This window comes from Neorhizobium tunisiense (assembly GCF_039631515.1).
Lineage (GTDB): Bacteria > Pseudomonadota > Alphaproteobacteria > Rhizobiales > Rhizobiaceae > Neorhizobium.
Map to the genome: position 1 here is coordinate 183,300 of NZ_JBDIUU010000001.1, position 24,654 is coordinate 207,953.

The 24,654-nt window shown below is 61.9% G+C and carries 27 protein-coding genes, 1 tRNA gene and 1 pseudogene; 14 read left to right on the forward strand and 15 right to left on the reverse strand.

The annotated features are described in order from the left end of the window. Positions 1-66 precede the first annotated feature (66 nt). Positions 67-142, forward strand: a tRNA-Lys gene (locus ABCW43_RS01040). 711 nt (positions 143-853) lie between these two features. On the opposite strand, the gene ABCW43_RS01045 is transcribed toward ABCW43_RS01040, so the two are convergent. Both ABCW43_RS01045 and ABCW43_RS01050 read right to left on the reverse strand, forming a co-directional pair. After that, complete coding sequence (locus ABCW43_RS01045) at positions 854-2,197, reverse strand: sensor histidine kinase (RefSeq protein WP_345921737.1); 1,344 nt, start codon at positions 2,195-2,197, stop codon at positions 854-856. Next, positions 2,197-2,901, reverse strand: coding sequence for a response regulator (locus ABCW43_RS01050; protein WP_345921738.1), 705 nt, complete (start codon positions 2,899-2,901; stop codon positions 2,197-2,199). The genes ABCW43_RS01045 and ABCW43_RS01050 overlap by 1 nt, the downstream gene beginning before the upstream one ends. A 216-nt stretch (positions 2,902-3,117) precedes the next feature. Between ABCW43_RS01050 and ABCW43_RS01055 the strand changes: the two genes are divergently transcribed. The 8 genes from ABCW43_RS01055 to ABCW43_RS01090 all read left to right on the forward strand — a co-directional run bounded on the left by ABCW43_RS01055 (position 3,118) and on the right by ABCW43_RS01090 (position 9,409). Next, positions 3,118-3,423, forward strand: a complete 306-nt coding sequence (locus tag ABCW43_RS01055) for a hypothetical protein (protein WP_345921739.1) — start codon at positions 3,118-3,120, stop codon at positions 3,421-3,423. 74 nt (positions 3,424-3,497) lie between these two features. Then, a complete protein-coding gene (locus ABCW43_RS01060) occupies positions 3,498-4,415 on the forward strand; it encodes a sterol desaturase family protein (RefSeq protein ID WP_345921740.1) in 918 nt (305 codons plus the stop codon). Continuing rightward, positions 4,412-4,675 carry a cysteine rich repeat-containing protein gene (locus ABCW43_RS01065; protein ID WP_345921741.1) on the forward strand — a complete coding sequence of 88 codons (264 nt, stop codon included), beginning with the start codon at positions 4,412-4,414 and terminating at the stop codon, positions 4,673-4,675. Before ABCW43_RS01060 ends, ABCW43_RS01065 begins: the two co-directional genes overlap by 4 nt. A gap of 27 nt (positions 4,676-4,702) precedes the next feature. Next, positions 4,703-5,365 (forward strand): SH3 domain-containing protein, encoded by a 663-nt coding sequence (locus ABCW43_RS01070; protein WP_345921742.1) that lies wholly within the window; start codon positions 4,703-4,705, stop codon positions 5,363-5,365. Between the two features lie 1,152 nt (positions 5,366-6,517). Beyond that, positions 6,518-8,059, forward strand: a complete 1,542-nt coding sequence (locus tag ABCW43_RS01075) for a DegQ family serine endoprotease (RefSeq protein ID WP_345921743.1) — start codon at positions 6,518-6,520, stop codon at positions 8,057-8,059. A 250-nt stretch (positions 8,060-8,309) separates the two neighbouring features. After that, on the forward strand, positions 8,310-8,435 hold the full coding sequence (locus ABCW43_RS01080) for a hypothetical protein (RefSeq protein WP_281068601.1): 126 nt from the start codon (positions 8,310-8,312) through the stop codon (positions 8,433-8,435). A 122-nt stretch (positions 8,436-8,557) separates the two neighbouring features. Beyond that, complete coding sequence (locus ABCW43_RS01085; RefSeq protein WP_345921744.1) at positions 8,558-9,136, forward strand: NADPH-dependent FMN reductase; 579 nt, start codon at positions 8,558-8,560, stop codon at positions 9,134-9,136. Between the two features lie 93 nt (positions 9,137-9,229). After that, the gene (locus ABCW43_RS01090) at positions 9,230-9,409 is read left to right on the forward strand and encodes a hypothetical protein (RefSeq protein ID WP_345921745.1); all 180 of its coding nucleotides are present in this window, start codon (positions 9,230-9,232) and stop codon (positions 9,407-9,409) included. Positions 9,410-9,479: 70 nt separating this feature from the next. On the opposite strand, the gene ABCW43_RS01095 is transcribed toward ABCW43_RS01090, so the two are convergent. Then, positions 9,480-9,740: a DUF2171 domain-containing protein gene (locus ABCW43_RS01095; protein ID WP_345921746.1), complete on the reverse strand. Its 261-nt coding sequence runs from the start codon at positions 9,738-9,740 to the stop codon at positions 9,480-9,482. A gap of 107 nt (positions 9,741-9,847) precedes the next feature. Further along, positions 9,848-10,173, reverse strand: a pseudogene (locus tag ABCW43_RS01100) (hypothetical protein). 248 nt (positions 10,174-10,421) lie between these two features. Between ABCW43_RS01100 and ABCW43_RS01105 the strand changes: the two are divergent. From ABCW43_RS01105 to ABCW43_RS01120, 4 genes are all read left to right on the forward strand, one after another. Further along, complete coding sequence (locus tag ABCW43_RS01105) at positions 10,422-11,708, forward strand: efflux RND transporter periplasmic adaptor subunit (protein WP_345921747.1); 1,287 nt, start codon at positions 10,422-10,424, stop codon at positions 11,706-11,708. A gap of 11 nt (positions 11,709-11,719) precedes the next feature. Further along, positions 11,720-12,436, forward strand: a complete 717-nt coding sequence (locus tag ABCW43_RS01110) for an ABC transporter ATP-binding protein (RefSeq protein ID WP_345921748.1) — start codon at positions 11,720-11,722, stop codon at positions 12,434-12,436. Next, complete coding sequence (locus ABCW43_RS01115) at positions 12,426-13,631, forward strand: ABC transporter permease (RefSeq protein WP_345921749.1); 1,206 nt, start codon at positions 12,426-12,428, stop codon at positions 13,629-13,631. Before ABCW43_RS01110 ends, ABCW43_RS01115 begins: the two co-directional genes overlap by 11 nt. Positions 13,632-13,756: 125 nt before the next feature. Then, the gene (locus ABCW43_RS01120) at positions 13,757-14,380 is read left to right on the forward strand and encodes a GntR family transcriptional regulator (protein ID WP_345921750.1); all 624 of its coding nucleotides are present in this window, start codon (positions 13,757-13,759) and stop codon (positions 14,378-14,380) included. An 8-nt stretch (positions 14,381-14,388) separates the two neighbouring features. On the opposite strand, the gene sufA is transcribed toward ABCW43_RS01120, so the two are convergent. The 10 genes from sufA to ABCW43_RS01170 all read right to left on the reverse strand — a co-directional run bounded on the left by sufA (position 14,389) and on the right by ABCW43_RS01170 (position 22,308). Further along, a complete protein-coding gene (gene sufA / locus ABCW43_RS01125; RefSeq protein ID WP_345921751.1) occupies positions 14,389-14,778 on the reverse strand; it encodes a Fe-S cluster assembly scaffold SufA in 390 nt (129 codons plus the stop codon). 87 nt (positions 14,779-14,865) lie between these two features. Next, positions 14,866-15,156: a type II toxin-antitoxin system RelE/ParE family toxin gene (locus ABCW43_RS01130; protein WP_345921752.1), complete on the reverse strand. Its 291-nt coding sequence runs from the start codon at positions 15,154-15,156 to the stop codon at positions 14,866-14,868. Beyond that, the gene (locus ABCW43_RS01135) at positions 15,153-15,485 is read right to left on the reverse strand and encodes a ribbon-helix-helix domain-containing protein (RefSeq protein ID WP_345921753.1); all 333 of its coding nucleotides are present in this window, start codon (positions 15,483-15,485) and stop codon (positions 15,153-15,155) included. The genes ABCW43_RS01130 and ABCW43_RS01135 overlap by 4 nt, the downstream gene beginning before the upstream one ends. Before the next feature lie 65 nt (positions 15,486-15,550). Continuing rightward, the gene (locus ABCW43_RS01140) at positions 15,551-15,931 is read right to left on the reverse strand and encodes an SUF system Fe-S cluster assembly protein (RefSeq protein WP_345921754.1); all 381 of its coding nucleotides are present in this window, start codon (positions 15,929-15,931) and stop codon (positions 15,551-15,553) included. 23 nt (positions 15,932-15,954) lie between these two features. Further along, positions 15,955-17,196: a cysteine desulfurase gene (locus ABCW43_RS01145; RefSeq protein ID WP_345921755.1), complete on the reverse strand. Its 1,242-nt coding sequence runs from the start codon at positions 17,194-17,196 to the stop codon at positions 15,955-15,957. Positions 17,197-17,209: 13 nt separating this feature from the next. Then, positions 17,210-18,484: a Fe-S cluster assembly protein SufD gene (gene sufD, locus ABCW43_RS01150; protein ID WP_345921756.1), complete on the reverse strand. Its 1,275-nt coding sequence runs from the start codon at positions 18,482-18,484 to the stop codon at positions 17,210-17,212. A 23-nt stretch (positions 18,485-18,507) separates the two neighbouring features. Beyond that, a complete protein-coding gene (gene sufC / locus ABCW43_RS01155; protein ID WP_007752089.1) occupies positions 18,508-19,263 on the reverse strand; it encodes a Fe-S cluster assembly ATPase SufC in 756 nt (251 codons plus the stop codon). 39 nt (positions 19,264-19,302) lie between these two features. Next, entirely contained in the window at positions 19,303-19,524 is a 222-nt protein-coding gene (locus ABCW43_RS01160; RefSeq protein ID WP_345921757.1) for a hypothetical protein, read from the reverse strand. After that, a complete protein-coding gene (gene sufB / locus ABCW43_RS01165; RefSeq protein ID WP_345921758.1) occupies positions 19,524-20,993 on the reverse strand; it encodes a Fe-S cluster assembly protein SufB in 1,470 nt (489 codons plus the stop codon). Before sufB ends, ABCW43_RS01160 begins: the two co-directional genes overlap by 1 nt. A gap of 148 nt (positions 20,994-21,141) precedes the next feature. After that, positions 21,142-22,308, reverse strand: a complete 1,167-nt coding sequence (locus ABCW43_RS01170; protein ID WP_345921759.1) for a cysteine desulfurase family protein — start codon at positions 22,306-22,308, stop codon at positions 21,142-21,144. Between the two features lie 240 nt (positions 22,309-22,548). Here ABCW43_RS01170 and ABCW43_RS01175 point away from each other — a divergent pair, with 240 nt between their 5' ends. After that, positions 22,549-23,226 (forward strand): alpha/beta hydrolase, encoded by a 678-nt coding sequence (locus ABCW43_RS01175; protein WP_345921760.1) that lies wholly within the window; start codon positions 22,549-22,551, stop codon positions 23,224-23,226. A 44-nt stretch (positions 23,227-23,270) separates the two neighbouring features. Here the strand turns inward: ABCW43_RS01175 and ABCW43_RS01180 are convergent, their stop codons facing one another. After that, complete coding sequence (locus tag ABCW43_RS01180) at positions 23,271-24,458, reverse strand: GGDEF domain-containing protein (RefSeq protein ID WP_345921761.1); 1,188 nt, start codon at positions 24,456-24,458, stop codon at positions 23,271-23,273. Between the last annotated feature and the right edge of the window lie 196 nt (positions 24,459-24,654).

Consider the following 24,654-nt stretch of genomic DNA (forward strand, 5'->3'; position numbering starts at 1 on the left):
GACCGCAAGGGGGCACCTGCCTATGTTCCGCGCACTTTCAAGGACGCGCTTACCCGCGGCCCGCGGGAGAGCGTAGCTCAGTCGGTAGAGCAACTGACTTTTAATCAGTAGGTCCAGGGTTCGAATCCCTGCGCTCTCACCACAAATATATCTAATAAAATCAGTAATTTATGACAGTCTCCTGAGACGTTATATGCCGTTGATTTGTACCCCTAAGGGTCAGCAGTCTGAAAACCGTACATTATCCGCAGGCTGTTTAAGGGACCCAGCAACGAGCGAATCTCAGGCTTTTTGGTCGTGTTGACCGCTTGCCAACCTAGGCAGTCCAGGCAGCAACAAAGCCTGGCATATCAGCGGAGTCCTGGATTCCGAAGATTTCCTGACCCTTTTCTGGAGTCAGAGTGCCGTCGAGGATACCACGTCCCTCGGACGAAACCGGATTTCCACGTCATGTTCGCGAACAAGCCGTAGAGGTATCCGTAAGATCGCGCGCCTGTCCGGCGGCGAGCTTCGTGGCCGGATATAACGCCGCGCCGCCATGCGTCCGGACGTCCGCGACCTCACTCATAGCCGAGCCCCTAAAGCCACTGGCAAGCCACGTCATTCCTATAATAACCAAGAGCGTCCCAGCCACCGAAGCATTGCAGCCTCGGTAACTCCAGCCTTTCAAGAAAATTTTCTCGCCAGGAAAATTGGACGGCGGGCGTTGTCGATCATCGACCGCGTGACGCCGCCGAGGATGCGCGGGAAGCGCTCGCCCACCCGGCGCGCTGAAAAGCCCCCTTGGTCTTTTGGGAGAATGATAAAGTCCAACCGGAAAAGGCCATGATGCCCGTCCTGAACGGCGGCAACATCATTGGCTGCAAAATAGGCGAAGCTGGACGATCAGCCTCGCGCCACCGGACGGCGCATCGTCGATTTCCAGCGTCCCCCCGTGGGCTTCCGCCAGATTTCGGGCGACCGCGAGGCCGAGGCCGGCGCCACCGGTCTTGCGGGCTCGGGAGGTCTCGAGGCGCACGAAAGGTTCCATCAGGATCTCGCGCCGATCGGCGGAAATGCCCGGCCCCTCGTCATCAACCGTTACCCGCAACCACTCGGCTTCGATCGCGAGCGCCAGATGCGCTGCACCGCCATATTTGAGCGCGTTGTCGATGAGGTTGGCGAAAACCCGCCTGAGCGCCAGCCGGTCGCCGATCACCAGTGCCGTCTCGGGCGGCAGGGCGGCCAAGGTTATACGCGCACCGGCCGCGCGGCGGTCTGTGACCTCCGCTTCGAGAAGCGGCACAAGGTCCAGAAGTTCCTCGTCGAGCGCACCGACACCGGCGCGGCCGGCCAGCAGCGCATTGTCGAGAAGCTCGATCATGTCGTCGATGTCGGTCGCCGCCTTCTCTCGCTCCCTGACGTTCGGGATGTGCTCGACACGAAGTCTCAACCGGGTTGCGAACGTGCGCACGTCATGCTGGATGCCGCCGATCAGCGCCAGCCTGGCGCGGACGATGGCATGCAGGCGCGTCTGCAGCCGGTCGAAGGCTTTCAGCAGCGCCTGGGTTTCGGGCGCCGCGCCTTTCAGCTTCGGCAGGGCAACCGGCGCGCCGACTGGGTCGATCCGGTCGACAGCGGCTGCGAGCCGGGTCAGCGGGCGGATTTCCCGATGGAAGACGATCAGCGCCGCAACGCCGAACAACGTGCCAATCAGCCCGGCGCCGAGCCCCGCCGGCAGGCCGAACCAGGAGACGATGAACGGCGTGCGGGTTTCCATCACCAGAACCCGATCCGGCGCAAGGCGGACCCGGAACTGGACGGGGTTGAGCACACCTTGCAAGAGGCGCGGCCGCCGGAACCTGCGCTCCGGAACCAGAAGGCGGATCGACAACAGGTCGTCGCCGAGAACCTCCCGATAGATCCGGTATTCCGGATCTTCCCACAGATCGAGGGTGTTTTCGGGGGCCAAATCAATCCCGACAACGCTCAGATCGAGGATAGGCGAGCTCACCGCGTCGATCAGCGCCGGCCAACGAACGGAGGGTTCGGCCTTCAGGAGCGTGACGATCGCGGCGATCTGGCCGGGCGGTGGGTTGGAGGCGGTGCGGCTAAGGCCGTTTGCAAGATAGTAGAACGAAATCAGCGCAATCCACAGCGCCAGGAAACCCGCTCCTCCGATCGCCACGAGCCGCCTGGAAAGGCTCAGGCGAAACATCACGTCACCTGCCGCACCGGCACCGTCAGCAAATAGCCGCCGTTGCGCACCGTGCTGATCAGGTTGCTGCCTGGGCTTGCCGCCTCCAGCTTCTTGCGCAGCCGCGAGACGAGAAGGTCGACCGTGCGGTCGAAGGAATCGGCGGTGCGGCCATGGGTCCAGTCGAGGATCTGGTCGCGGGAGAGAACCCGGCGCGGCCTCAGCACGAAACAGGAGAGGAGTTCGAATTCTCCGCTCGTCAGCGAAACGACGCCTTCGAGCGTGGTCTCCAGTTGACGTGCATCGAGATCGGCGATGAAGCGATCGAAGGCATAACGCCGGCTCGGCGGCTGGAATACCTGCGGCGCAGCACGGCGCAACAGTGCCCGCACTCGCGCCAAAAGTTCGCGTGGGCCGAACGGCTTGACGAGATAATCGTCGGCGCCGAGTTCGAGGCCGACGACCCGGTCGGTCTCGTCGCTTTTCGCCGTCAGCATCAGGATCGGCAACGGCCGCGTCGCGCGGATGCGCCGGCAGACGGAAAGCCCGTCCTCGCCGGGCATCATCAGGTCGAGAATCATCAGGTCCGGCTCGCGCCGCCGAAGCACCTCGTCCATCGCACGCGCATCCTCGGCCGTTTCGATGGCAAAACCTTCGCGCGACAGCAGATCGCCGACGAGCTGCCTTATGTCGGCATCGTCATCGACGATCAGAATGGTGGGCATGGATCGGTCCATGGCGCGACCATGAACAAGCAATTTGCCGAAATCAAGCGCCGGCGGGCCGTTGATACAAAACGCTACAAATCGGCGACAAAGACCTACAAATCGAAACCGGCGCGACATAACCGGCATACATCGCGCCGCCATCCTCACCCATGTCGACGATCGATCCCCTGCTTTCGTCAACGCGGCGATCCACTTCGAAACGAGGATGAAACGATGACCAAGACACTGACGGCCGGCCTGCTTGCCTGCACTTTCGCTCTGCTTTCGGTCGGTCAGGCGAATGCCTGGACCCGCGACGGCTCGATCAGTGGTCCGCGCGGCACGGCATCCGTCCATGCGAATGGCGGCTGCGCCGGCGGCTCGTGCTCGCGCAGCATCAATCGCACCGGGCCGAACGGATACAGCATGTCGCGCAACGGCTCTGTGTCCTGTGACGGCGGTTATTGCTCCGGCTCCCGGACCACGACCGGCCCCCGCGGCAATACGGTTACCCGCTCAGGCAGCTTTCATCGCTACTGACCTGATGCGCGGCGCCCGGCGGCTTCCCGCCCCCAGCACGGGCCGCCGGGCAATCCTTTTCACGAGGCCCTCCCATGTTCCAGAGTTCCGTCGAACCATCGCTGCGTGTCGGTTTCCTCATCGTCGCGGTCTCCTTCATGCTGCTCGAATACCTGATCGGCAGGCTGGCGCGGCACGACACCCATAACCTCAAGGAATCGGCCGCGTCCTTCGGCGTCGCGGTGATCCATGGCCTGGTGCGTCCCCTCGAAGCCACCCTCGTCGCCATACCCTTCATGCTCGCCTATCGGCACCGCCTGTTCGACATCGACATCACCTCCGCGGCCGCGCTGCTGGCGCTCTTCGTGGCCGTGGAGTTCGTCTACTATTGGCATCACCGAGCCTCGCATCACATCCGCTGGCTCTGGGCAACCCATGCGGTGCATCACTCGCCGACCAAACTCAACCTGACGGCGGCGATCCGGCTCGGCTGGACCAGCAATATCTCCGGCCATTTCCTGTTCTTTCTGCCGCTTGCGTGGGCGGGCTTCCATCCGTTCGGCATCGTTGCCATGCTCGGTCTCAACCTCGCCTATCAGTTCTTTATCCATACGGAGCTTTCGCCGCGTCTCGGCCCGCTCGAATGGGTGCTGAACACGCCGGCGCACCATCAGGTGCATCACGCCTCCAATGCCGGCTGCCTCGACAAGAACTTCGGCGGTATCCTGATCGTCTTCGACAGGCTGTTCGGCACTTTTGCCGAGGCGCCGAAGACCGAGCCTTTGCGCTACGGTCTGCGCGGCCGCTCGACCTCGCTCAATCCGGGGCGGATCGCGCTTGGCGAGTGGGCCATCCTCTGGCGGGATTTCTGCCGTGCAACCGGCCCGGCCGCCAAGCTCCGGGTACTGTTCGGACCAGTCAGTCCCGCCCCGCGGCCAATCGAAAGACCTGCGAATGACAGTCTTCCGACACACGACAACACCACCACGAGAACCGAAGGACTATCGCCATGATCCGCAAACTCCTCGTTGCCCCAAGCCTGCTTGCCCTCTTCCTCGCGGCGCTTGCCGGCACAGCCTCGGCCCAGATGCAGGTCTCGCCCGAAATGCGGCAGCAGGCGATCAAGGTCGCCCGCGCCTGCCGCACCGACCTGAAAACCTATTGCGACGGCGTCGAGCGCGGCGAAGGCCGCATCGCCGCCTGCCTCAGAGACAATGCGCAAAAGCTCTCTCCGCCCTGCCGCACGGCATTGAACGACGTGATGCAGCACTGAGCTCTCACCATCGAAAGGACAAATCCGATGTTCAGGAAACTGCTTCTCACGCTCGCTATGCTTGCCGGCATGACCTCGGCCGCCGCCGCCGCCACGGCAGCGATCGCCACGGGCAACGTCAATCTGAGGGCCGGCCCCTCGACCGCCTATCCGGTCGTCACCGTCGTGCCGGCCGGCGCCCGCATCATCACCTACGGCTGCCTTGACGGCTACAGCTGGTGCGACATCGGGCTCGGCACCACGCGCGGCTGGGTTTCGGCAAGCTATATCCAAGTCGTCTATCGCGGCGCGCCCGTGGTGCTGACGCCGGCGCTTGCTCCCCGTATCGGCGTCGTGGTCGTCGGCTACAATCGCGCCTATTGGGATCGCTACTATGTGCGCTATCCGTGGTACTCGGCCTGGCGTTACCACCCGCCGGTCGTCGCGCCACGCGTCAATTCCTTCGACCGGACGGTGGAATGCGCAAACGGCGCCTGCACCGCCACACGCTCGACGACAGGCATCTATGGCGGCACGGCCACCCATAACCGCACCTGCGCCGGCGGCGAATGCACGGCGACCCGCGAAGTCGTCGGTCCCCGCGGAAACACCGCTTCGAGGGTGCGCAATTGCAGCCGGGCGGAACAGTCCTGCTCCGTCACCCGCACCGGCCCGCGCGGCAACAGCCATACCCGTTTCTTCGAGCGGTGATGCGGTGGGAGAGACCATGCGATCCCTACGTGCCGCGAGCCGCGGAATGCAGCGTCTCGCTACCCTCCTTCTGTTTGCGGCAGCCGGGACTTTCTCATCTCCGGCGGTCGCAGACGACTTCGAGGATGAACCGTTCGACGAGTTCTGCCTTCCGCAGGAAGACGGACCACAGATCTGCATAGCATTTTTCCTGGACGACGACGGGTACGAGCTCTGCCTGATGGATGAGAAAGACCGGATTGCCCGGTGCATGCGCTCCTGGCGCCTCGTACCGGACCAGAGGCCCGATAGCGATCCGCTTCGCACCGCTGCCTTGTTCGCCGTGGCGGGCAGGCTCGGTGGGTCGGCTTCGTCACAATGTGGGTGGACGAAATCCCGCCCATCTGTCAAAAGCCGATCCGGACGCGACTGCCGTTAGCTTTAGAACGGGGTCGGGCGACCGATTGACGTCACGTCGCTGCCACGAGATCACGTCGGCCGTCCATTCTTAGATCCGGCACGCGAAATCGCATCGCCAAAAGCCTCCCGTATCCATTACAATTTGCTCATCTTCGGGGCGAACGCCGTTCATTACAGCCAAGTCACGTTTGCAGCGGCAAAATGCGGACAGGTGAAAAGCCGGGTGGCGGCCTCAAGCCATTGAGATATCTCAATTTCGCGAGATGGTGAACATCCGTGGGGGCTAGGATTTGGCCGAAAATTCGGCAGATGAGGTCCTCCAAACCTTATTTATTGTTAAGCTGACCTTCGGCGTTTCGGGGCGTATTGCTGTCTTCAGGACTGAATGATGCCGACGGTCGGCAGTGCCGCGGCGGCAGAGCCAGTTTCAGAACCGTTCGCAGAAGGTGGAGCCCAGATATGCGCTCGCTTGCCCCAATAAATCAGCAATCCCCGGTGCCGCCGGCGCCCTGCCCGGTCATGCACCTCACCGGACCGCCCGGCAACCGACTTCGATAGTCAGGCGTTCAAGCCGCTTCCTGCCTCCCGGCGAACCGGTTCCTGAAGCAACGGTTTCCCCAAACGCCGGCTTTTCAGCTTCGTAAATCTCTAGAACCCCATCGACCGGCCGTGCTCCCTCGCGCGGCCCCGATCCTCTTCGCCCAATGCGCCGTCTCCCGGCGTCAGGGCCGCAGATTTGAAAGGAAGACCTCCATGTCCAATATCCTTCGCAGACATCGGATCGCGGCACTTCTTGGCGCCGCCATCGTCGCGGTCCCGCTCTCCGTGCCGGTCATTCTCGGCACCAACGCGGCGCATGCCGCAACCACGGCAACGTCCGTCACCGGTTCCGTTTCGGGCATCGTCGCACCGGGTGGTTCGTTCGCGCCGATCGTTTCAGCCGACAAGCCGGCCGTCGTCACCATCACAACCACGATGAAGGCTCAGAACGTCGCCTCGGACGACAGCTCGCCCCTCGACGACAATTCGCCGTTCGACGAGCAGTTCCGGCAGTTCTTCGGCCAGCAGGGCATTCCCATGCCGCGCCATATGCCGCAGCAGCGCCAGGCCCCCAGAACCGAAGCCCTCGGCTCCGGCTTTGTCGTCACGGCCGACGGCTACATCGTCACCAACAACCACGTGATCGACAACGCGATCGATATCAAGGTGACCCTTGACGAAGGGACGGAAGTCCCTGCCAAGCTCGTTGGAGCCGATCCGAAATCCGATCTCGCCGTCATCAAGATCAACGCGCCGAAGCCCTTGGCAACCATCGCCTGGGGCGATTCCGACAAGCTCAATGCCGGCGACCAGATTCTGGCGATCGGCAATCCGTTCGGCATCGGCACGACCGTCACCGCCGGCATCGTTTCGGCCCGAGGCCGCGATCTCCATAGCGGTCCCTATGACGATTTCATCCAGATCGACGCGCCGATCAATCACGGCAATTCGGGCGGTCCGCTGGTCGATCTCGAAGGCAAGGTCGTCGGCATCAACACGGCGATCTATTCCCCGAACGGCGGCAGCGTCGGCGTGGGCTTTGCCATCCCGTCCGACCAGGCTCAAAAAGTCGTCGCCAAGCTGATGAAGGACGGCACGATCGAGCATGGCTTCATCGGAGTACAGATCCAGCCGGTGACGGCGGATGTGGCAGGCGCCATAGGCCTCGACAAGCCTGAAGGCGCGCTGGTTGCCAATGTCAACGACGACACGCCGGCTGCCAAGGCCGGTATCCAGACCGGCGACGTCATCACCGCGCTCGGCGGCCAGGCGATCAAATCTCCACGCGACCTGTCGCGCATGGTCGCCGACCTCAAACCCGGCGCCAAGGAAGGCCTGACCGTCTGGCGCCAGGGTCAAAGCCGCAACCTGAGCATCACGGTCGGCGGCAACGAGCCCGACCAGCAGCAGGCTTCGGCCGACAATGGCGACAAGTCCACGCAGGGTGCGCAGCGCGTTCCAACCATCGGTATCGGCCTTGCGGACATCTCGCCGGATATCCGCCAAGCCCTCAACCTGCCGCGCCGGGAAAACGGCGTGGTGATCGAAAGCGTCGCTCCCGACAAGCCGGCTGCCGATGCCGGCCTGCAGCCTGGGGATATCATCCTCTCGATCAACCAGCAGTCCGTGAAGTCTGCCCGGCAGGCCAAGGCGGCGGTCGCGGAAGCCGGCAAATCAGGGCGCAAGTCCGTCCTGTTCCTGATCCAACGTGGCGAGAACCAAACCTTCGTCGCGGTCCCCTTCTCGATCGGCTGAACCTCGGCCTCGCCTTATCTTCTCGGCGCCGCCCGGTGTGAGCCGGGCGGCGATCGCTTTGCCCCGCCCATGTTCCGTGCGTCCTCCAGCGCGGCAACGAGTTCCGCAAATCTCGCCCTCGCCCGAGCAAGCACCGATGAATGGGCGATCGGTTTGTCCACCACGTCCTCCAGGGCCTGCACCTTCTGATGAAACCGCCACCGGAACCTTCATCGGCACAAGGCGTTTGCCCGGCCGAAGGAGCGTCTTTATGCGCATTATATTCGTGGTCATGATCGTTTCGGTGCTCAGCATCCTGGCATTCAAATATGCCGACCAGTCGCTTGGCGGTGGCGATATCCTAGCCTCTCCCATGGAGCTCTCTTCCCAGAACTGACCCGCTCGCGTGAAGCGGTTGATCTTTTCCGCGTGCTCCTCGGATCGGCTTGACCGCTCCGGCCTCATCGCCATATTCCTGCGGTCCCGCCCCAATCCATTTTCCAAACACGAGAGGTTTTCATGGCCAAGCCAAAGATTGCGATCATCATCAGCAGCACACGTGACGCGCGGTTCGGCGACAAGCCGGCACATTGGATCTATGATACGGCGTCCAAGCGCGACGACATGGAATTCGAGATCGTCGATCTGCGCGACTTCCCGTTGCCTTTCTTCAACGAAAGGGCATCGAACGCCTGGGTTCCCACGGAAAACGAAGTCGGCCAGCGCTGGCAGAAGAAGGTTGCCGAATTCGACGGCTATATCTTCGTGATCGCCGAGTACAACCGCTCGATCACGGCAGCGCTCAAGAATGCGCTCGACTATTCCTATCCGGAATGGAACCGCAAGCCGGCGGCAGCCGTCGGGTACGGCAGCGTCGGCGGCGCCCGTGCGGTCGAACACTTCCGCACGATCGCGGTCGAGCTCCAGATGGCTCCGACCCGCCCGGGCGTGCACATCCAGGGCGCCGACTTCTTCGCAGTCTGGCAGCAGGGCAAGGCGCTCTCGGAACTCACCCATCTGGAACCCGGCGTGAAGACGATGCTGGACGACCTTTCCTGGTGGGCCACCGCCCTCAAGACGGCCCGGGAAAAGGCCTGATCGGCCGTCGCGCCACATTGATCTCAAGGCTCCGGTTCCGGCCGGAACTTTCCGGTTTTCCGGGTGTTGTCAGGCTATGGAGGAGCTGTCGCCATGAGCGCCCAGAATGTCCTGATTGCCTTGGGATCCGCCATTGCGGGCGGCCTTGTCGTCGCCCTTCTAATGCATCCCGCCGGACCGACCGCCACCGCGAAATCGGATCGCCTCGGCGGCCCTCCGGCGGAGACCGCCTTCCTGCCGGAACGGTTCGGCGTTCCTGGTTCGACGCAGTGATCGCGCGGGATCTGAAATACGAACGGCCGGCGTCTCTTTCCAGGCGCCGGCCCTTTTTCATTGTACCCGATTAGTGAACGGCCTTGCCGCCCTGCTCCTCTTCGAATGTCACGGCGACATCGCCGTCTGCCGACAGGCGAACTCTGTCACCTTCGATATCGGCGACCAGCTCCAGCGGAATGAAGTGATGGTGGCCGCGATGGCCGCCCTCACCGCTGTCCTTTCTGGTCAGCTTGATGCGGCTGCCTTCGACGCGATCGACCGTTCCAACATGGACGCCATCCGCGCCGATGACTTCGGCGTGTTCCTTGATTCTTGCAGCATCGATCATGGGAAATCTCCTTTTCTGCGTTTCGACAACGCATGAATGAAGATATCGATGCATTCTCTTCGAAAATGGGGGCTATTCACAAACTCCCCCGCGGAGAACGACCGGAACTATTGGTACAGGGTATAGGTGCCCATTTTGCAGAAGTCCTGCGTATCTTCCATGTCTTGGAATCCTCCGAGAATTCGAAGCGCATGTCGTATTTGCAGGAACGGCGGCCATCGCGGATGGTGATCTTGATGCTCTGGCCCGGCTCCAGTACGTCATCGCCGAAACGTCTTCTTCCCAGTTATCCACGCCTTCCGGCGAGGTATAAAAGCGCCTCAAGTGTGCCCTTGGTTTTATTGATCAGGGTGAACACAAGATCGTTTGCGGCGTGGGCGGGCGTCAGAATAACTGCGTAAATGCCAGCCAACGCCGAGAATTTCTTAATCACAACACTACGCCTCTACCCGTCATTGCATGCTTTATTACTATCACTCGGTTCCTAAGGCATGGTGAAACGGCGGGTATTCAGACGTGCCGCAGGTTACCGATATTTAAGTTTTACCGCTTCCGGTTTTATGCCATTGAGAGAGAAGACGAATTCCGTCTGGCGACCACGCTTCCGACGGATTGCGCCGCATGACGGCGCGGCGGGAGATTTAGCCCCGGCTGTATCGCACCCCAGCAAAGGACGAACCGTTGAACGTGCAGAACACATCCGACCCGGCAACAAAGACCAGCGGCACGCCCGATCTCGCCGCGATCCTGGCCGCTTCGGGAAACCAGCGCAAGAAGCGCCGCTGGGTCTGGCCGACGGTCCTGATCGTTCTCGTAACTGCGGCGGCAGGCGCCTACAGCTATTTCGGCAGCAACGGCCCGCGCTACGACTACACCACCCAGCCGGCGAAGAACGGAGGCCTCTCGGTCATCGTCACGGCGACCGGGTCGGTCCAGCCGACGGATCAGGTGGATATATCGAGCGAACTGTCCGGCACCGTCCGCAAGGTCAATGTCAGCTATAACAGCGCGGTCAAACAGGGCGATGTGCTCGCCGAACTCGACACCAACAAGCAGGAAGCGGACGTTCAGAGCGCCCGCGCCCAGTTGGCTTCGGCAAGGGCCAACGTGCTGAAGGCCGAAGCGGAAGCGGCCTCGGCCAAGAATTCGCTCGACCGCCTGACCGGCCTCGTCAGCAACCGCATTTCGACCCAGCAGGAACTGGATGCGGCGAAATTCACTTATGATTCGGCACTTGCCACCAAAGCCGTCAACGAGGCCTCCGTTCTTTCCGCCGAAGCCAATCTGCGGCTGTCGGAGCTCAACCTTTCGAAGCTCAAGATCGTGTCGCCGATCGACGGCATCGTGCTGACCCGCGACGTGGACCCGGGCGCGACCGTCGCCTCTTCGCTGAATGCGCCGGTGCTCTTCACCATCGCCGGCGACCTGAAGCGCATGGAACTGCAGGTCGCCGTAGACGAGGCGGATGTCGGCCATGTCCAGGAAGGCCAGACGGCGAAATTCTCGGTCGATGCCTATCCCGATCGTAATTTTCCGGCCACCATCCAGGCGGTGCGCTTTGCATCCGAAACCGTCTCCAACGTCGTCACCTACAAGGCGATCCTGACGGTCGACAACGCCGATCTGCTGCTGCGTCCCGGCATGACGGCAACAGCCGACATCACCGTGCAATCGGTCACCGATGCGCTCCTCGTGCCGAATGCGGCGCTGCGCTATTCGCCGCCGACGACCGCGCGCAGCCGCGGCAATTTCCTCACCCGGCTTTTCACACCGCCGCGTCCGCGCGGCAATCGGGGGAGCGACAATGCCTCGAGTGCTGGCCGTGCCGTCTGGGTCCTGCGCGCCGGGGTGCCGACACGGGTTCAGGTCGAAACCGGTCCGACGGACGGGAAGTTCACGGTGCTGAAATCCGGCGAGGTCAGACAAGGCGATCTGCTGATCACGGACGCCGTCGCCCGGGCGAACTGAGGAGGGTTTTGATGACGCTCCCTCCCATCATCGCCTTCAGGCAGGTCTCGAAATTCTACGGGCACGGCGAAGCGACGATCCGTGCTCTCGATCACATCGACCTGTCGATTGCGGCGGGAGAGTTCGTATCGATCATGGGTCCGTCCGGCTCGGGAAAATCCACGGCGATGAACATCATCGGCGGGCTCGACGTCCCTTCATCCGGCGAATATCTGTTCCAGGGCATTCCGACGAGCGGCTTCGACCGCGCGCAACTGACGCTGCTGCGGCGTCACATGCTCGGATTCGTGTTCCAGGGATTCAACCTTCTCGCCCGCACATCCGCCGTGGAAAATGTCGAACTGCCGCTCGTCTATCGGGGCATGGATCACCGCGAGCGGCGCAGCCGGGCAATGACCGCGCTGGAACAGGTGGGCCTCAAGGGCCGCGAAGGCCATACGACCCAGGAACTTTCCGGAGGCCAGCAGCAGCGCGTGGCGATCGCGCGCGCCATCGTCACCGATCCCGCCGTGCTGCTCGCCGACGAACCGACCGGCAATCTCGACACCAGGACCAGCGCCGAGATCATGGAACTGATCACCCGGCTCAATCGCGACAACGGCATTACCATCATCATGGTCACCCATGAGGAGGATATCGCAGCCTATGGCAAGCGGCTCCTGCGGTTCGTCGATGGCCATCTCGCCTCCGATCAGGCGCAGGTGAAGGAGCATACCCATGTTCTTTGAGACGGCGAAACTGGCCTGGCGTGCAATCAGCCGCAACATGCTGCGCTCCTTCCTGACCGTGCTCGGCGTGGTGATCGGGGTCGCGGCCGTCATCGCCATGGTGACCGTCGGCAATGGCACGACGGCAAAGGTGCAGGCCGAGCTTTCCCGCCTCGGCACCAACACGCTTTTCGTCCGCCCCGGCCAGTGGGGGCCGGGACGCGCCAGCAGCGAGGCCAAGCGCTTCAGCGACAAGGATGTCCTGGCGATCCAGCAACAGGTGACCGGGCTTCGCGCCGTGGCGCCGCTGAACCGCGGCACGGCGACCGTGATTGCGGGCGGCGCCAACCATTCCTCGAGCGTGATCGGCACCACCAACGACTACCTGATCGCCCAGGACTGGGATCTGTCGCTCGGCCGATCGTTCCTTGCCAACGAGGACCGCGGCGGCCAGGCTGCCTGCATGATCGGGGAGACGGTGCGCAAGGAACTGTTTGGCGCGGCCAACCCGGTCGGGCAGAGTATCCGCGTCAGCAATGTCGCCTGCCCGGTCGTCGGCGTGCTTGCCGTCAAGGGCCAGTCCGGCATGGGCGACGATCAGGACGACACGGTCATCATGCCCTTGAAGCTCCACCAGCGGCGGATCGGCGGCACGACGACGATCAGCAGCATCATCCTGTCGGCGCAGGACGGCGTGGCGACCACCAAGGTCCAGTCGGACGTCGAAAGCCTGCTGCGCGAACGGCGCAGGATCGCCATCGGCCGCGAGGACGATTTCTCGGTCAACGACATGTCGCAGATCGCCGCGGCGATGACCGGCACGACGGTGCTGCTGACCGGCCTTCTCGGCGCCGTCGCTGCCGTCAGCCTGCTGGTCGGCGGCATCGGCATCATGAACATCATGCTGGTGTCGGTCACCGAGCGCACCCGCGAGATCGGCATTCGGCTGGCGATCGGTGCCCTCGAGCGGCAGGTGCTGACCCAGTTCCTCGTCGAGGCGGTGATGCTGTCGATCTTCGGCGGCGTCAGCGGCATCATTGCCGGCCTTGCGCTTGCCTATGGCGTCGTGAGCTTCCTCGGCGTGCCCTTCGTCGCAAGCCCGACGATCATCCTGCTCGCGTTTGCCTTCTCGGCAATGATTGGCATGGTGTTCGGCTACTTTCCGGCCCGCCGCGCGGCGCAGCTCAACCCGATCGAGGCGCTCCGCCACGAATGAACGGCGGCGCCTGGCGCTTCCACCGGATCGCCGGCAACTGTATCCCCTTGCCTGATATATCAGCTACCCTTGCTATTTCGAATGCGACATGGCACTCTGTGATATATCAGAGGGGGACGAGGCGCATGGCATCCGAGGCGGAATCGCTCAGCCGACAGGCCTATCGCCGGCTCGAAAACCTCATCGTCACCCTTCAACTTGCACCCGGCGCGCTGGTCACGGAAAAGCAGCTCATCCGCCTGGCGGGCCAGGGCCGAACGCCCGTGCGCGAAGCGATCCAGAAACTCGAATGGCAGGGGCTGATGCGGGTACGGTCTCGCGTCGGGCTGCAGGTCACCGAGATCATCGAGAGCGACCATGAAGCCATCATGCAGGCGCGGCGCCAGCTCGAACCGGTAGCCGCAGCGCTGGTCGCCGAACACGCCAACGAAGAGCAGCGCACCGCCCTGCTCGATTGCGCCAAGGCAATGGGCGCCGCTGCGGCGACCAGCGACATTCCCGGATTTCTCGAAGCCGACAAGCGTTTCGACGATATCCTGGAGGAAGCCTGCCCCAACCGGTTCCTGACGTCGGCGCTGGCGCCGCTCCAGACCCATTCCAGGCGGCGATGGTTTTCGAACGCCTCCATCGAGCGGATGGATCAGTCGGTCACGCAGCATGTCGCCGTCATCCGTGCTATCCGGTCGGGCGATGTCGAAGCGGCACAAAGAGCGATGGAAACGCTCCTCGCCTATCTCACGAATTCATAAGGGAAAGATCAGACGCGGGCTTCCGCTTCGCGCTGTTTTGCGAGCGCTGCAAGGTCCGCAGGTTTCAGCTCGACCGACTCGCCGCAGCCGCAGGCGGACGTCTGGTTGGGATTGACGAAGGTGAAGCCCGATCGCATCTGCGTGACTTCGAAATCCATCTGCGTGCCGAGGAGATAAAGCACGGCGGAAGGTTCGATCCAGACGCTCGCGCCGTCGTGCTCAATCATGTCGTCCTTGGCATTGGGTTCGGTGACGAGATCGACGGTATATTCCATGCCGGCACAGCCGCCCTTCTTGATCCCGACCCGCAGGCCCTTGGCGTCCGGTCCGGAATTGGCGACAAGCTGCTTGACCCGGGTCGCAGCGGCATCGGTCATGGTCATAATGGCGAAGCCCATCGGCTCATTCTCCTTCCGCACACGGATTCAAGGTCCGGTGTTTCATTCAACTATTTAATGTCGCCGCCCGATCAAAACAAGCAGACTTTAATTTTCCGTGGAAAGCGGCCAACGTTGAGCGCCGTGCAGAACGCGCAGAATGGCAACGTCATCCCCGACGGCATAAACAATCACATAGGGCGTTCTCAGAACGGGTAGTTCGCGTGTCCCCTCGACACGGCCAGTGCGACCCGAATAAGGGAATTCCAGCAAACGACTGGCCTGCCCATGGATTTCGTCGACGATCCTGATCGCCGCAGAAACGTCAAAGCCGGAAAGGTAATTCGCAAGGTTATCAACGTCGGCGTCGGCCTCTTCAGACCAGCGAAGTGCGATCATTTTCCGCCGCCGGCCCTTGCCAGAAGCTCAGCACGCCTGGTCCGCCAGCGTGAAAGGTGCTCCTCATGCGACATGAGGCGGGTCGCGCCGCTTGAAACACGATCCAGCGTATCCCGAACTTCCTTGCTGAACCAGGCATCGTGCTCTTCAGGCGTCATGGCCACCTTTGGAAAGAGTGAGCTGCTCTCCGTCTGCCTTTCCGCCCATTCACGCAAAGCATGCGCGATCACTTCATCCGCAGAGGCATATTCACCGGAATCGACCGCTTCGCTTACGGCCGCGGCGAGTTCGGGGGAAATATCGACGGTGATGCGATAGTTGTCGTCCATGCCACGACCTCCCGCAGGGATTCTATGTCATCTTGCAGCCGGCGGCAATCGACGATCCCTGGCAATCAATACCACCCGACGGAAACTTGCGCTTCTTCGGACATGCGCTCCGGTGTCCACGGCGGATCGAAGGTCATCTCGACTTCGACGCCGGACACGCCTTCGACGGCGCCGACGGCGTTTTCCACCCAGCCCGGCATTTCGCCGGCAACCGGGCAGCCGGGCGCCGTCAGCGTCATCATGATCTTCACCATGCGGTCGTCTTCGATATCGATCTTGTAGATCAGACCGAGTTCGAAGATGTCGGCCGGGATTTCCGGATCATAGACCGTTTTCAGCGCTCCGATGATGTCGTCGCTCAGGCGCGCCAGTTCATCGGCCGGGATGGCGGATTGGATGATCCCTTCGCGGGCATCCCATTTCAGTTCCGTTTCGTCGACAGCCATCACAAGGCTCCCCAAACAAGAAATTAGCCAAAGAAATTGCGGGCGTAGTCGAGCGCATCGGCCAGCGCATCCACTTCGGCACGGGTATTGTACATGCCGAACGATGCCCTGCATGTGGAGGTGACACCGAAGCGCTTCAAGAGCGGCATGGCGCAATGGGTGCCGGCGCGGACCGCAACGCCCTTGCGGTCGATCACCATCGAGACATCATGCGCATGGATGCCCGCAAGCTCGAAGGAGAAGATGCCGCCCTTGCCCGGCGCATTGCCGATGATGCGCAGCGAGTTTATCGCACCCAGGCGCTCCGCCGCGTAGGCGGCGAGATCCGCCTCGTGGCGGGCGATCGCCGCGCGGCCGATCTTGTCCATGTAGTCGAGCGCATAACCAAGCCCGATCGCCTGGACGATCGGCGGCGTACCCGCTTCGAAACGATGCGGCGGATCATTATAGGTGACGATGTCCTCGGTGACTTCGACGATCATCTCGCCGCCGCCCTGGAATGGACGCATCTGCCTCAGCCGATCCGACTTGCCGTAGAGTACCCCGATACCCGATGGGCCGTAGAGCTTGTGGCCGGTCATCACGTACCAGTCGCAATCGATGTCGCGGACATCGACCGGCATGTGCACGGCGCCCTGGCTGCCGTCGATCAGCACCGGGATGCCGCGCTCATGGGCGATGCGGCAGACCTCCTTGACCGGGACCACGGTGCCGAGCGCGTTCGACATATGTGTGATCGCGACCAGCTTGGTCTTTTCGGTCAGGCTTTTTTCGAAATCCTCGATATGGAAAGCACCCTCGTCATCGACCGGCACCCAGACCAGCTTGGCGCCCTGCCGCTCGCGGATGAAATGCCAGGGCACGATGTTGGAATGGTGCTCCATGATCGTCACGACGATCTCGTCGTCGGCACCGATATTCGGCATGCCCCAGCCGTAGGCGACCGTATTGATCGCCTCGGTCGAGTTCTTGGTGAAGACGATCTCGTCCACCGAACCGGCATTCAGGAACCGGCGCACCTTTTCGCGCGACGCCTCATAGGCTTCGGTCGCCGCATTCGAGAGGTAATGCAGGCCGCGATGGACGTTGGCATATTCGCTGGAATAGGCGTGGCTGATCGCGTCGATCACCACCTGCGGCTTCTGGGCCGAGGCGCCGTTGTCGAGATAGACCAGCGGCTTGCCGTGCACCATCGTCGACAGGATCGGAAAATCCCGTCGGATTGCTTCCACATCGTAGGTCATCGAGGGTGCACTCTGGTCCATATCAAGCCCCTTATCAGGCATGTCTTTCAAGCCAGGCCGAGATGACGCCTTCCAGCGCCTCGACCAGCGTCTCTTCCTCGAGTTCCTCGACGATCTCGGCGACGAAGGCGTTGACCAGCATGGCCCGCGCCTTGTTTTCCGGAACGCCGCGCGCCATCAGGTAGAAGAGATGGCTGCTCTCGATATCGGCAACCGTCGCGCCATGGCCGCAGACCACGTCATCGGCGAAAATTTCGAGCTCGGGCTTGGCCGAGAACCCGCCATCGTCGGTCAACAACAAGGTGTTGCAGGACATCTTGGCATCGGTCTTCTGGGCATCCGGAGCGACCCGGATCATGCCCTGGAAAACGCCGTTGGCGCGGTCGAACACGACATTGCGGATGATCTCCGTCGAATTGGTGTGCGGCACGTTGTGGCCGAGCACCAGCGTGACATCCGTATGGCTTTCGGCACCGAGAAGGTTGACGCCGCGCAGCATCAGTTCGGCACCCTCGCCGGCCACGTCGATCCGCAATTCCTGTCGCACCAGCTTGCCGCCGGCGTTGACGACGAACAGCCGCAGTTTGGCATCGGTGCCGAGCCGCACGCGGATCTGGCCGAGATGGGTATCGGCAGCCCCCTGTTGCTGCAGGATGATCCAGGTGATGTCGGCGCCGTCTTCCAGCGCAATGTCACTGATCGAAGATACGAGTGCGGCATCTTCCGTCACCGACTGGTGACGCTCGATGACCGTTGCCTTGGATGCGGCGCCGAACGAAACCGGGAAACGCGTATGGACCTGGCCCGCAGCATGCCGCGCCTGCAGTTCGATCGGTGCCTCAAGTTCGGTATTGGCCGGCACCGTGATCGCAAAACCATCGCGCACGAAGCTGCCATTGATGCGGCCGATCGCATCGTCCTTGTCGAGCGCCGTCAGGCCGGCAGCGGCCGAACCGTCGGCGAGCCTGTCCTTGAAGAGCGCGATCTCGATGCCTTCCACGGCGGCCTTTGCATCGGCAGCACCCTGCAGGATCGAAAGGACCCTCGATCCCTCGACCAGCGGCGCGACCGGATCGATGGCGGAAACCAGCGTGACCTCGGGTACGCTGCGCAGCAGGTTCTTGAGGTCGGTGTAATGCCAGGCCTCGATGCGGCGGGTCGGCAGGCCGGCCTTCTTGAGCTCGTCCAGAAGCCGGTCGCGCGTGCCGATCACCGCGCCATCGCCCGGCAGTTCACCGATCTGGGCGCCAAAGGCTTCGACCAACGCGGTTTCGGCAGCCGTGAGACGGCTTGTCGTCTGCATGTTCATGACAACATCCTTCCTCGGGCCGCTTAAGCCGCTTCCCCGATGATATCGGCATAGCCGTTCTCTTCCAGCTCCAGCGCGAGCGCCTTGTCGCCGGAACGGATGATCTGCCCCTTGTAGAGCACATGGACCGTGTCCGGCACGATATAGTCGAGCAGGCGCTGGTAGTGGGTGATGACGATGGTGGCGCGATCCGGCGACTTCAGCGCGTTGACGCCGTCGGCGACGATCTTCAGCGCATCGATGTCGAGGCCAGAATCCGTTTCGTCGAGAATGCAGAGCTTTGGCTCCAGCAGTGCCATCTGCAGGATTTCGGCGCGCTTCTTTTCGCCGCCGGAGAAACCGACGTTGAGCGGACGGCGCAGCATGGCCTGGTCGATCTTCAGCTTCTCGGCGGCGTCCTTGACACGGCGGATGAAGTCCGGCGTCGTCAGTTCCGCCTCGCCGCGCGCCTTGCGCTGCTCGTTCATTGCAACCTTCAGGAACTGCATGGTAGCGACGCCCGGAATTTCGAGCGGGTACTGGAAGGCGAGGAAGATGCCCTTCGACGCGCGTTCGGCCGGATCGAGCTCCAGAATGCTCTCGCCGTTATAGAGGATGTCGCCCTCGGTGACTTCGTAATCCTGGCGGCCTGACAGGATGTAGGAGAGGGTCGATTTGCCGGAGCCGTTCGGGCCCATGATGGCGGCGATTTCGCCGGCCTTCACAGTGAGGTTCAGGCCGCGGATGATCTCGGTGCCGTCTTCGGCAATACGGGCGTGCAGGTTCTTGATCTCAAGCATGGTCTCGTCTTTCGATTTTCTTGGGGAGCCGGGGAGGAATTAGTCCACCAGGTCCAATCTATTCTCGATACGGTCCAATCGGACCTTGATAGCCGCGATGTCGCTGTGGTCATGATCCTGAAGACTTGCAACACCGGTCATATGTGCGCGCATCGCAATCATTTCCGCACGAAGCGTGTGAATGTCGTCCGCCATCTTGCGCATGTCCGCGCGCATGGCCCGAAGATGTTCCAGGATCAGGTTTTCGACCTTCTCGTTCATCAGCCGACGCTCCCTTCGAGCGAGATGCCGATCAGCTTCTGGGCCTCGACGGCGAATTCCATCGGCAATTGTTGGATGACGTCCTTGACGAAGCCGTTGACGATCAAGGCGATAGCTTCCTCTTCGGGAATGCCGCGCTGCATGACGTAGAACTTCTGGTCCTCGGAAATCTTCGATGTCGTCGCCTCGTGCTCGATCTGCGCCGATGCGTTCTTCACGTCGATATAGGGCACAGTATGGGCACCGCACTGGTCGCCGATCAGGAGACTGTCGCAATTGGTGAAGTTGCGGGCATTCGAAGCCCGACGGTTGATCGATACCTGACCGCGATACGTGTTGTTCGAATTGCCGGCGGAAATGCCCTTGGAGATGATGCGGCTCGACGTGTTCTTGCCGAGATGGATCATCTTGGTGCCCGAGTCGATCTGCTGATAACCGTTGGAAACGGCGATCGAATAGAACTCGCCGCGCGAGTCGTCGCCGCGCAGGATGCAGCTCGGATATTTCCAGGTGATCGCCGAGCCGGTCTCGACCTGCGTCCAGGAAATCTTCGAACGGGCGCCGCGGCAATCGCCGCGCTTGGTGACGAAGTTGTAGATGCCGCCCTTGCCTTGCGCATCGCCCGGATACCAGTTCTGCACTGTCGAATACTTGATCTCCGCGTCGTCGAGGGCGATCAGTTCGACCACGGCGGCGTGCAGCTGGTTTTCGTCGCGCTGCGGCGCCGTGCAGCCTTCCAGATAGGAGACGTAAGAACCTTCTTCGGCGATGATGAGCGTGCGCTCGAACTGGCCGGTATTCTTTTCGTTGATGCGGAAATAGGTGGAAAGCTCCATCGGGCACCGTACGCCCTTCGGCACGAAGACGAAGGAGCCGTCGGTGAACACGGCGGCGTTCAGGGTCGCATAGAAATTATCCGAGGTCGGAACGACCGAGCCCAGATATTTCTTGATCAGCTCAGGATGTTCCCGGATCGCCTCGGAGATCGACATGAAGATCACGCCGGCCTTCTGCAGTTCCTTCTTGAAGGTGGTGACGACCGAGACCGAGTCGAAGACGGCATCGACGGCGACCCGCGGCGTCTCGACGCCAGCCAGAATTTCCTGTTCGCGCAGCGGAATGCCGAGCTTCTCGTAAACCCTCAACAGTTCCGGATCGACCTCTTCGAGCGACTTCGGGCCGGCGCTGCTTTTCGGAGCGGCGTAATAATAGAGGTCGTTAAAGTCGATCTTCGGATATTCGACGCGCGCCCAGGTGGGCTCTTCCATGGTCAGCCAGCGGCGATAGGCGTCGAGACGCCATTCCAGCATCCATTCCGGCTCCTGCTTCTTGGCGGAGATGAAACGGATGATATCTTCCGAAAGACCCTTTGGCGCCTTGTCCACTTCGATGACGGTTTCGAAACCGTATTTGTACTGGTCCACATCGATTAGGCGAACCTGATCGATCGTTTCCTGCACGGCAGCCATGTTCATACTCCAAATCTTGCCGGTTCAAATTCCGGCAATTCTTGTCATCAATCCGGGGGGACAGTTGCCTCCCTTATGTAGGCGCCAGAAGGCGGTTTTCATACCTTTTGGCAAGCGGAAATTTGCGCATGCGCAATTTTGGAGGCGGTCACGCCGCCTCGCCCGCCGGTTTTCGCCGGCCGGCAATCTTGGCGAAGGCGGCCAGCGCCCGCGCGATATCGTCTTGCGTCGTCTCGGGCCCGAGCGAAATCCGCAAAGCACCGAGCTTCGGATCATGCCCCATGGCCGTCAAAACATGGCTCTCGCCGACTTTTCCTGCCGAGCAGGCGGAGCCGGCGGACAACGCGATACCTTCGAGATCGAAAGCAATCTGGCCCGTCTCCGATTTCAGCCCCGGCAAAGTAAAAAAGCAGGTATTCGCTACGCGCAGAACTGCCTCGCCATGGATGACGGCATCGGGAGCGGCCTTACGCATTCCCGCCTCCAGCCGGTGGCGAAGCTCTTCGATCACCGCATTGCGTTCAGCGAGATCGTCGCGGGCAGCCTGGGCTGCGGCACCGAAGCCGACAATGGCATGGAAATTCTCCGTACCGGAGCGATGACCCTTTTCCTGGCCGCCACCGCGGATCAACGGCTTGGGCATCAGCACTTCGCCACGCGAGACGAGAGCCCCGACGCCCTTCGGGCCACCGATCTTGTGCGACGACAGGATCAGGAAGTCCGCATCCAGCGCATTGATGTCCACCGGAATGCGACCAACAGCCTGAACAACGTCTACCACCATCAAGCCGCCATGGGCATGGGCGATGGCGGCCGCTTCTGCCACGGGCTGAACGATGCCGGTCTCGTTGTTGACCAGCATCACTGCGACCATCGGCATGCCGGCGGTCCGATCATGTTCGGCGAGCAGCGCCTGGAGCGCAGAAAGATCGACGACACCCGCCGGCGTCACCGGCACCTCGGTCACCTGGGTCGGATCGAAGCGACCGCCCTCGCGGATCGCCGGATGCTCGATCGCCGAGACATAAACACGGCTCATCGCCAGGGGCGCCCGGCCCATGCGGAAATCCGGGGTCAGCACATGATTGGCCGCCTCCGTCGCGCCACTGACGAAGGTCACATGCGCAGGCTCCGCGCCGACCAGCGCCGCCACCTGCCGGCGCGCCTTGTCGACCGCGGCCCGGGCCGCCCTGCCCTCGCCGTGGACCGACGAGGCATTTCCGGGCAGTTGCAGCGCATCCAGCATGGCGGCGCGGGCCGGCGCACTCAAGGGCGCGGTCGCATTCCAGTCCAGATATGTGCGGTTCAGCGCCATTGCCTGATCGGCTTCCGTTTCTAGATAGAGGTTGAATTACACATGGGCAGACAGGGGACCCGCATTTTCCTTGAAATTTCCGTCAGCCTTGCCGTAAGAGACATCGCATCGGGCGCGCATCTGAATGCCGCCCAAAGTTTCGAATGGTTCTAAACTGAGTTTAGAAAAGCTGAGCGTCTTCGTCAAGTCAAACTCGACGCGATACTCGTTTGGAACCTGAACATATTGACCGGAGTACCGATGCCCGAAGTCATTTTCAACGGCCCAGCCGGCCGCCTTGAAGGTCGTTACCAGCCATCCAAGGAAAAGAGCGCCCCGATCGCCATCATCCTGCACCCGCATCCGCAGTTCGGCGGCACGATGAACAACCAGATCGTCTACCAGCTCTTTTACATGTTCCAGAAGCGCGGTTTTACGACACTCCGGTTCAATTTCCGCGGTATCGGGCGCAGCCAGGGCGAATTCGACCACGGCGCCGGAGAGCTTTCGGACGCAGCGTCGGCGCTCGACTGGGTGCAGAGCCTGCATCCCGATTCGAAAAGCTGTTGGGTCGCCGGTTATTCCTTCGGCGCCTGGATCGGCATGCAGCTGCTGATGCGCCGTCCCGAGATCGAGGGTTTCATGTCAATCGCGCCGCAGCCGAACATCTACGACTTCTCGTTCCTCGCCCCCTGCCCGTCATCCGGTCTGATCATCAACGGCGACAGCGACAAGGTTGCACCCGAGAAGGATGTCAACGGACTCGTGGAGAAGCTAAAGACGCAGAAAGGCATCCTGATCACCCACCGCATGGTCGAGGGCGCCAATCACTTCTTCAACGGTCAAGTGGAAACGTTGATGGGCGAATGCGAAGACTACCTCGATCGCCGCCTCAACGGCGAACTGGTGCCGGAACCGGCAGCCAAGCGCATTCGCTGATCGCTTTCAACCCCCCCTGGGAACGGCCGCTTCGGCGGCCGTTTTCATTTGACGGCTTTGATCGATTTCGGCTCTGGAGAGCCGATATGCCGCGCCTGCCTGACACGATTGCGGCCGGAGCGCTTGGCTTCATAGAGAGCGGCATCGGCGTCCCGCATCGCCCCTGCAAGATCGCCGCCCGGCGCAAGCTCCGCCACGCCGAAACTCGCGGTCACCGCGAAGGTGGACGGAAGCCCGCTTACAGCAATCTCCATCGTCCCGCCCCGGAGCGCCTGCGCAGACAGTGTCGCCATATCAAGCGTCGTGCTCGGCAGGAAGATCGCGAACTCCTCGCCGCCGATACGGCCAACCACGGCATTCTTGGAAGCGGTTGTCTGCAACAGATCGCCGAAGGCCTGGATCACCAGGTCGCCACCGTGGTGGCCATAGGTGTCGTTGATGCGCTTGAAATGATCGAGATCGCAGATGATAACCGCGTGCGCGGCCTTCGGCGCCAGCGCCATCGCGGCCTTGACGCCATTCTCGAAGCCGCGGCGATTGGCGAGACCGGAAAGCGCATCCCTTTCGGAATTGCTGCGCTCGTCCGCCATGATCTCCAGGACGAGAACCGACAGCAGCGTCAATCCGACCGCGACCATGAGCACCGCCGTCGAGCTTTGCGAGATCAGCGCGTAATTGGTGCCGATATAATCCTTGGCGGTCGTGCCCGCCCCTGCAATCACCGCAAGGCTCGCCTTGACGAAGAAATGCAGGCCGGTCGCCAGCAGCAGATAACCGAGCGCCCGGTCGATCGCCAGCCGGCGGGTCGATGAAAAGATGGCCGCCCCACTCGAAAGGAGCGCCAATGCAAACGGTGTCTGGTAGGAAAAGGCGTGTGCGGCCGTTCCGCGCGGCAGGTCGTAGATCAGCAGGTCGAGGCAGATGCCCGTCACCAGGAAACAGCCCGCCCAGACGGGCGCGACCTTCCGGCCATAGAGACTGCCGATACCGACCCTGAGCAAGGTCATGCCGCAGAGCACCGATGCGAAGGCGCAGATTGCCCAGAATTTCGTAAGATACGCATAGGCGACCAACAATTCACAGACTGACGAGAGCGAGGCGACGGTAAAAGCGGCGGCAAACCAGAGCGCAGCCGTCCGCGAGCGGCTGCGCGTGGAAACCACAACGAAAACCGCACCAAAGCATATGGCGATGATAAAATTCACCGCGAGGAAAAAGGCAGCCCCGTTCATCAGCCCATCAAGCAGGAGACCTGCACACCACCCGGTTACCGTATCCGGGCCGGATGTTAAAAGCGCATGAAACAAGAAACCGTTAATGCATAGTTGTCCTTCTCGCACCCGCAATTGCGTCCCGCGAAAACTGCCTGACCCGTTATTCGCTGCCGTCCATTCGGAGCGCTGATCACACCCAACATCACTTTTGAAG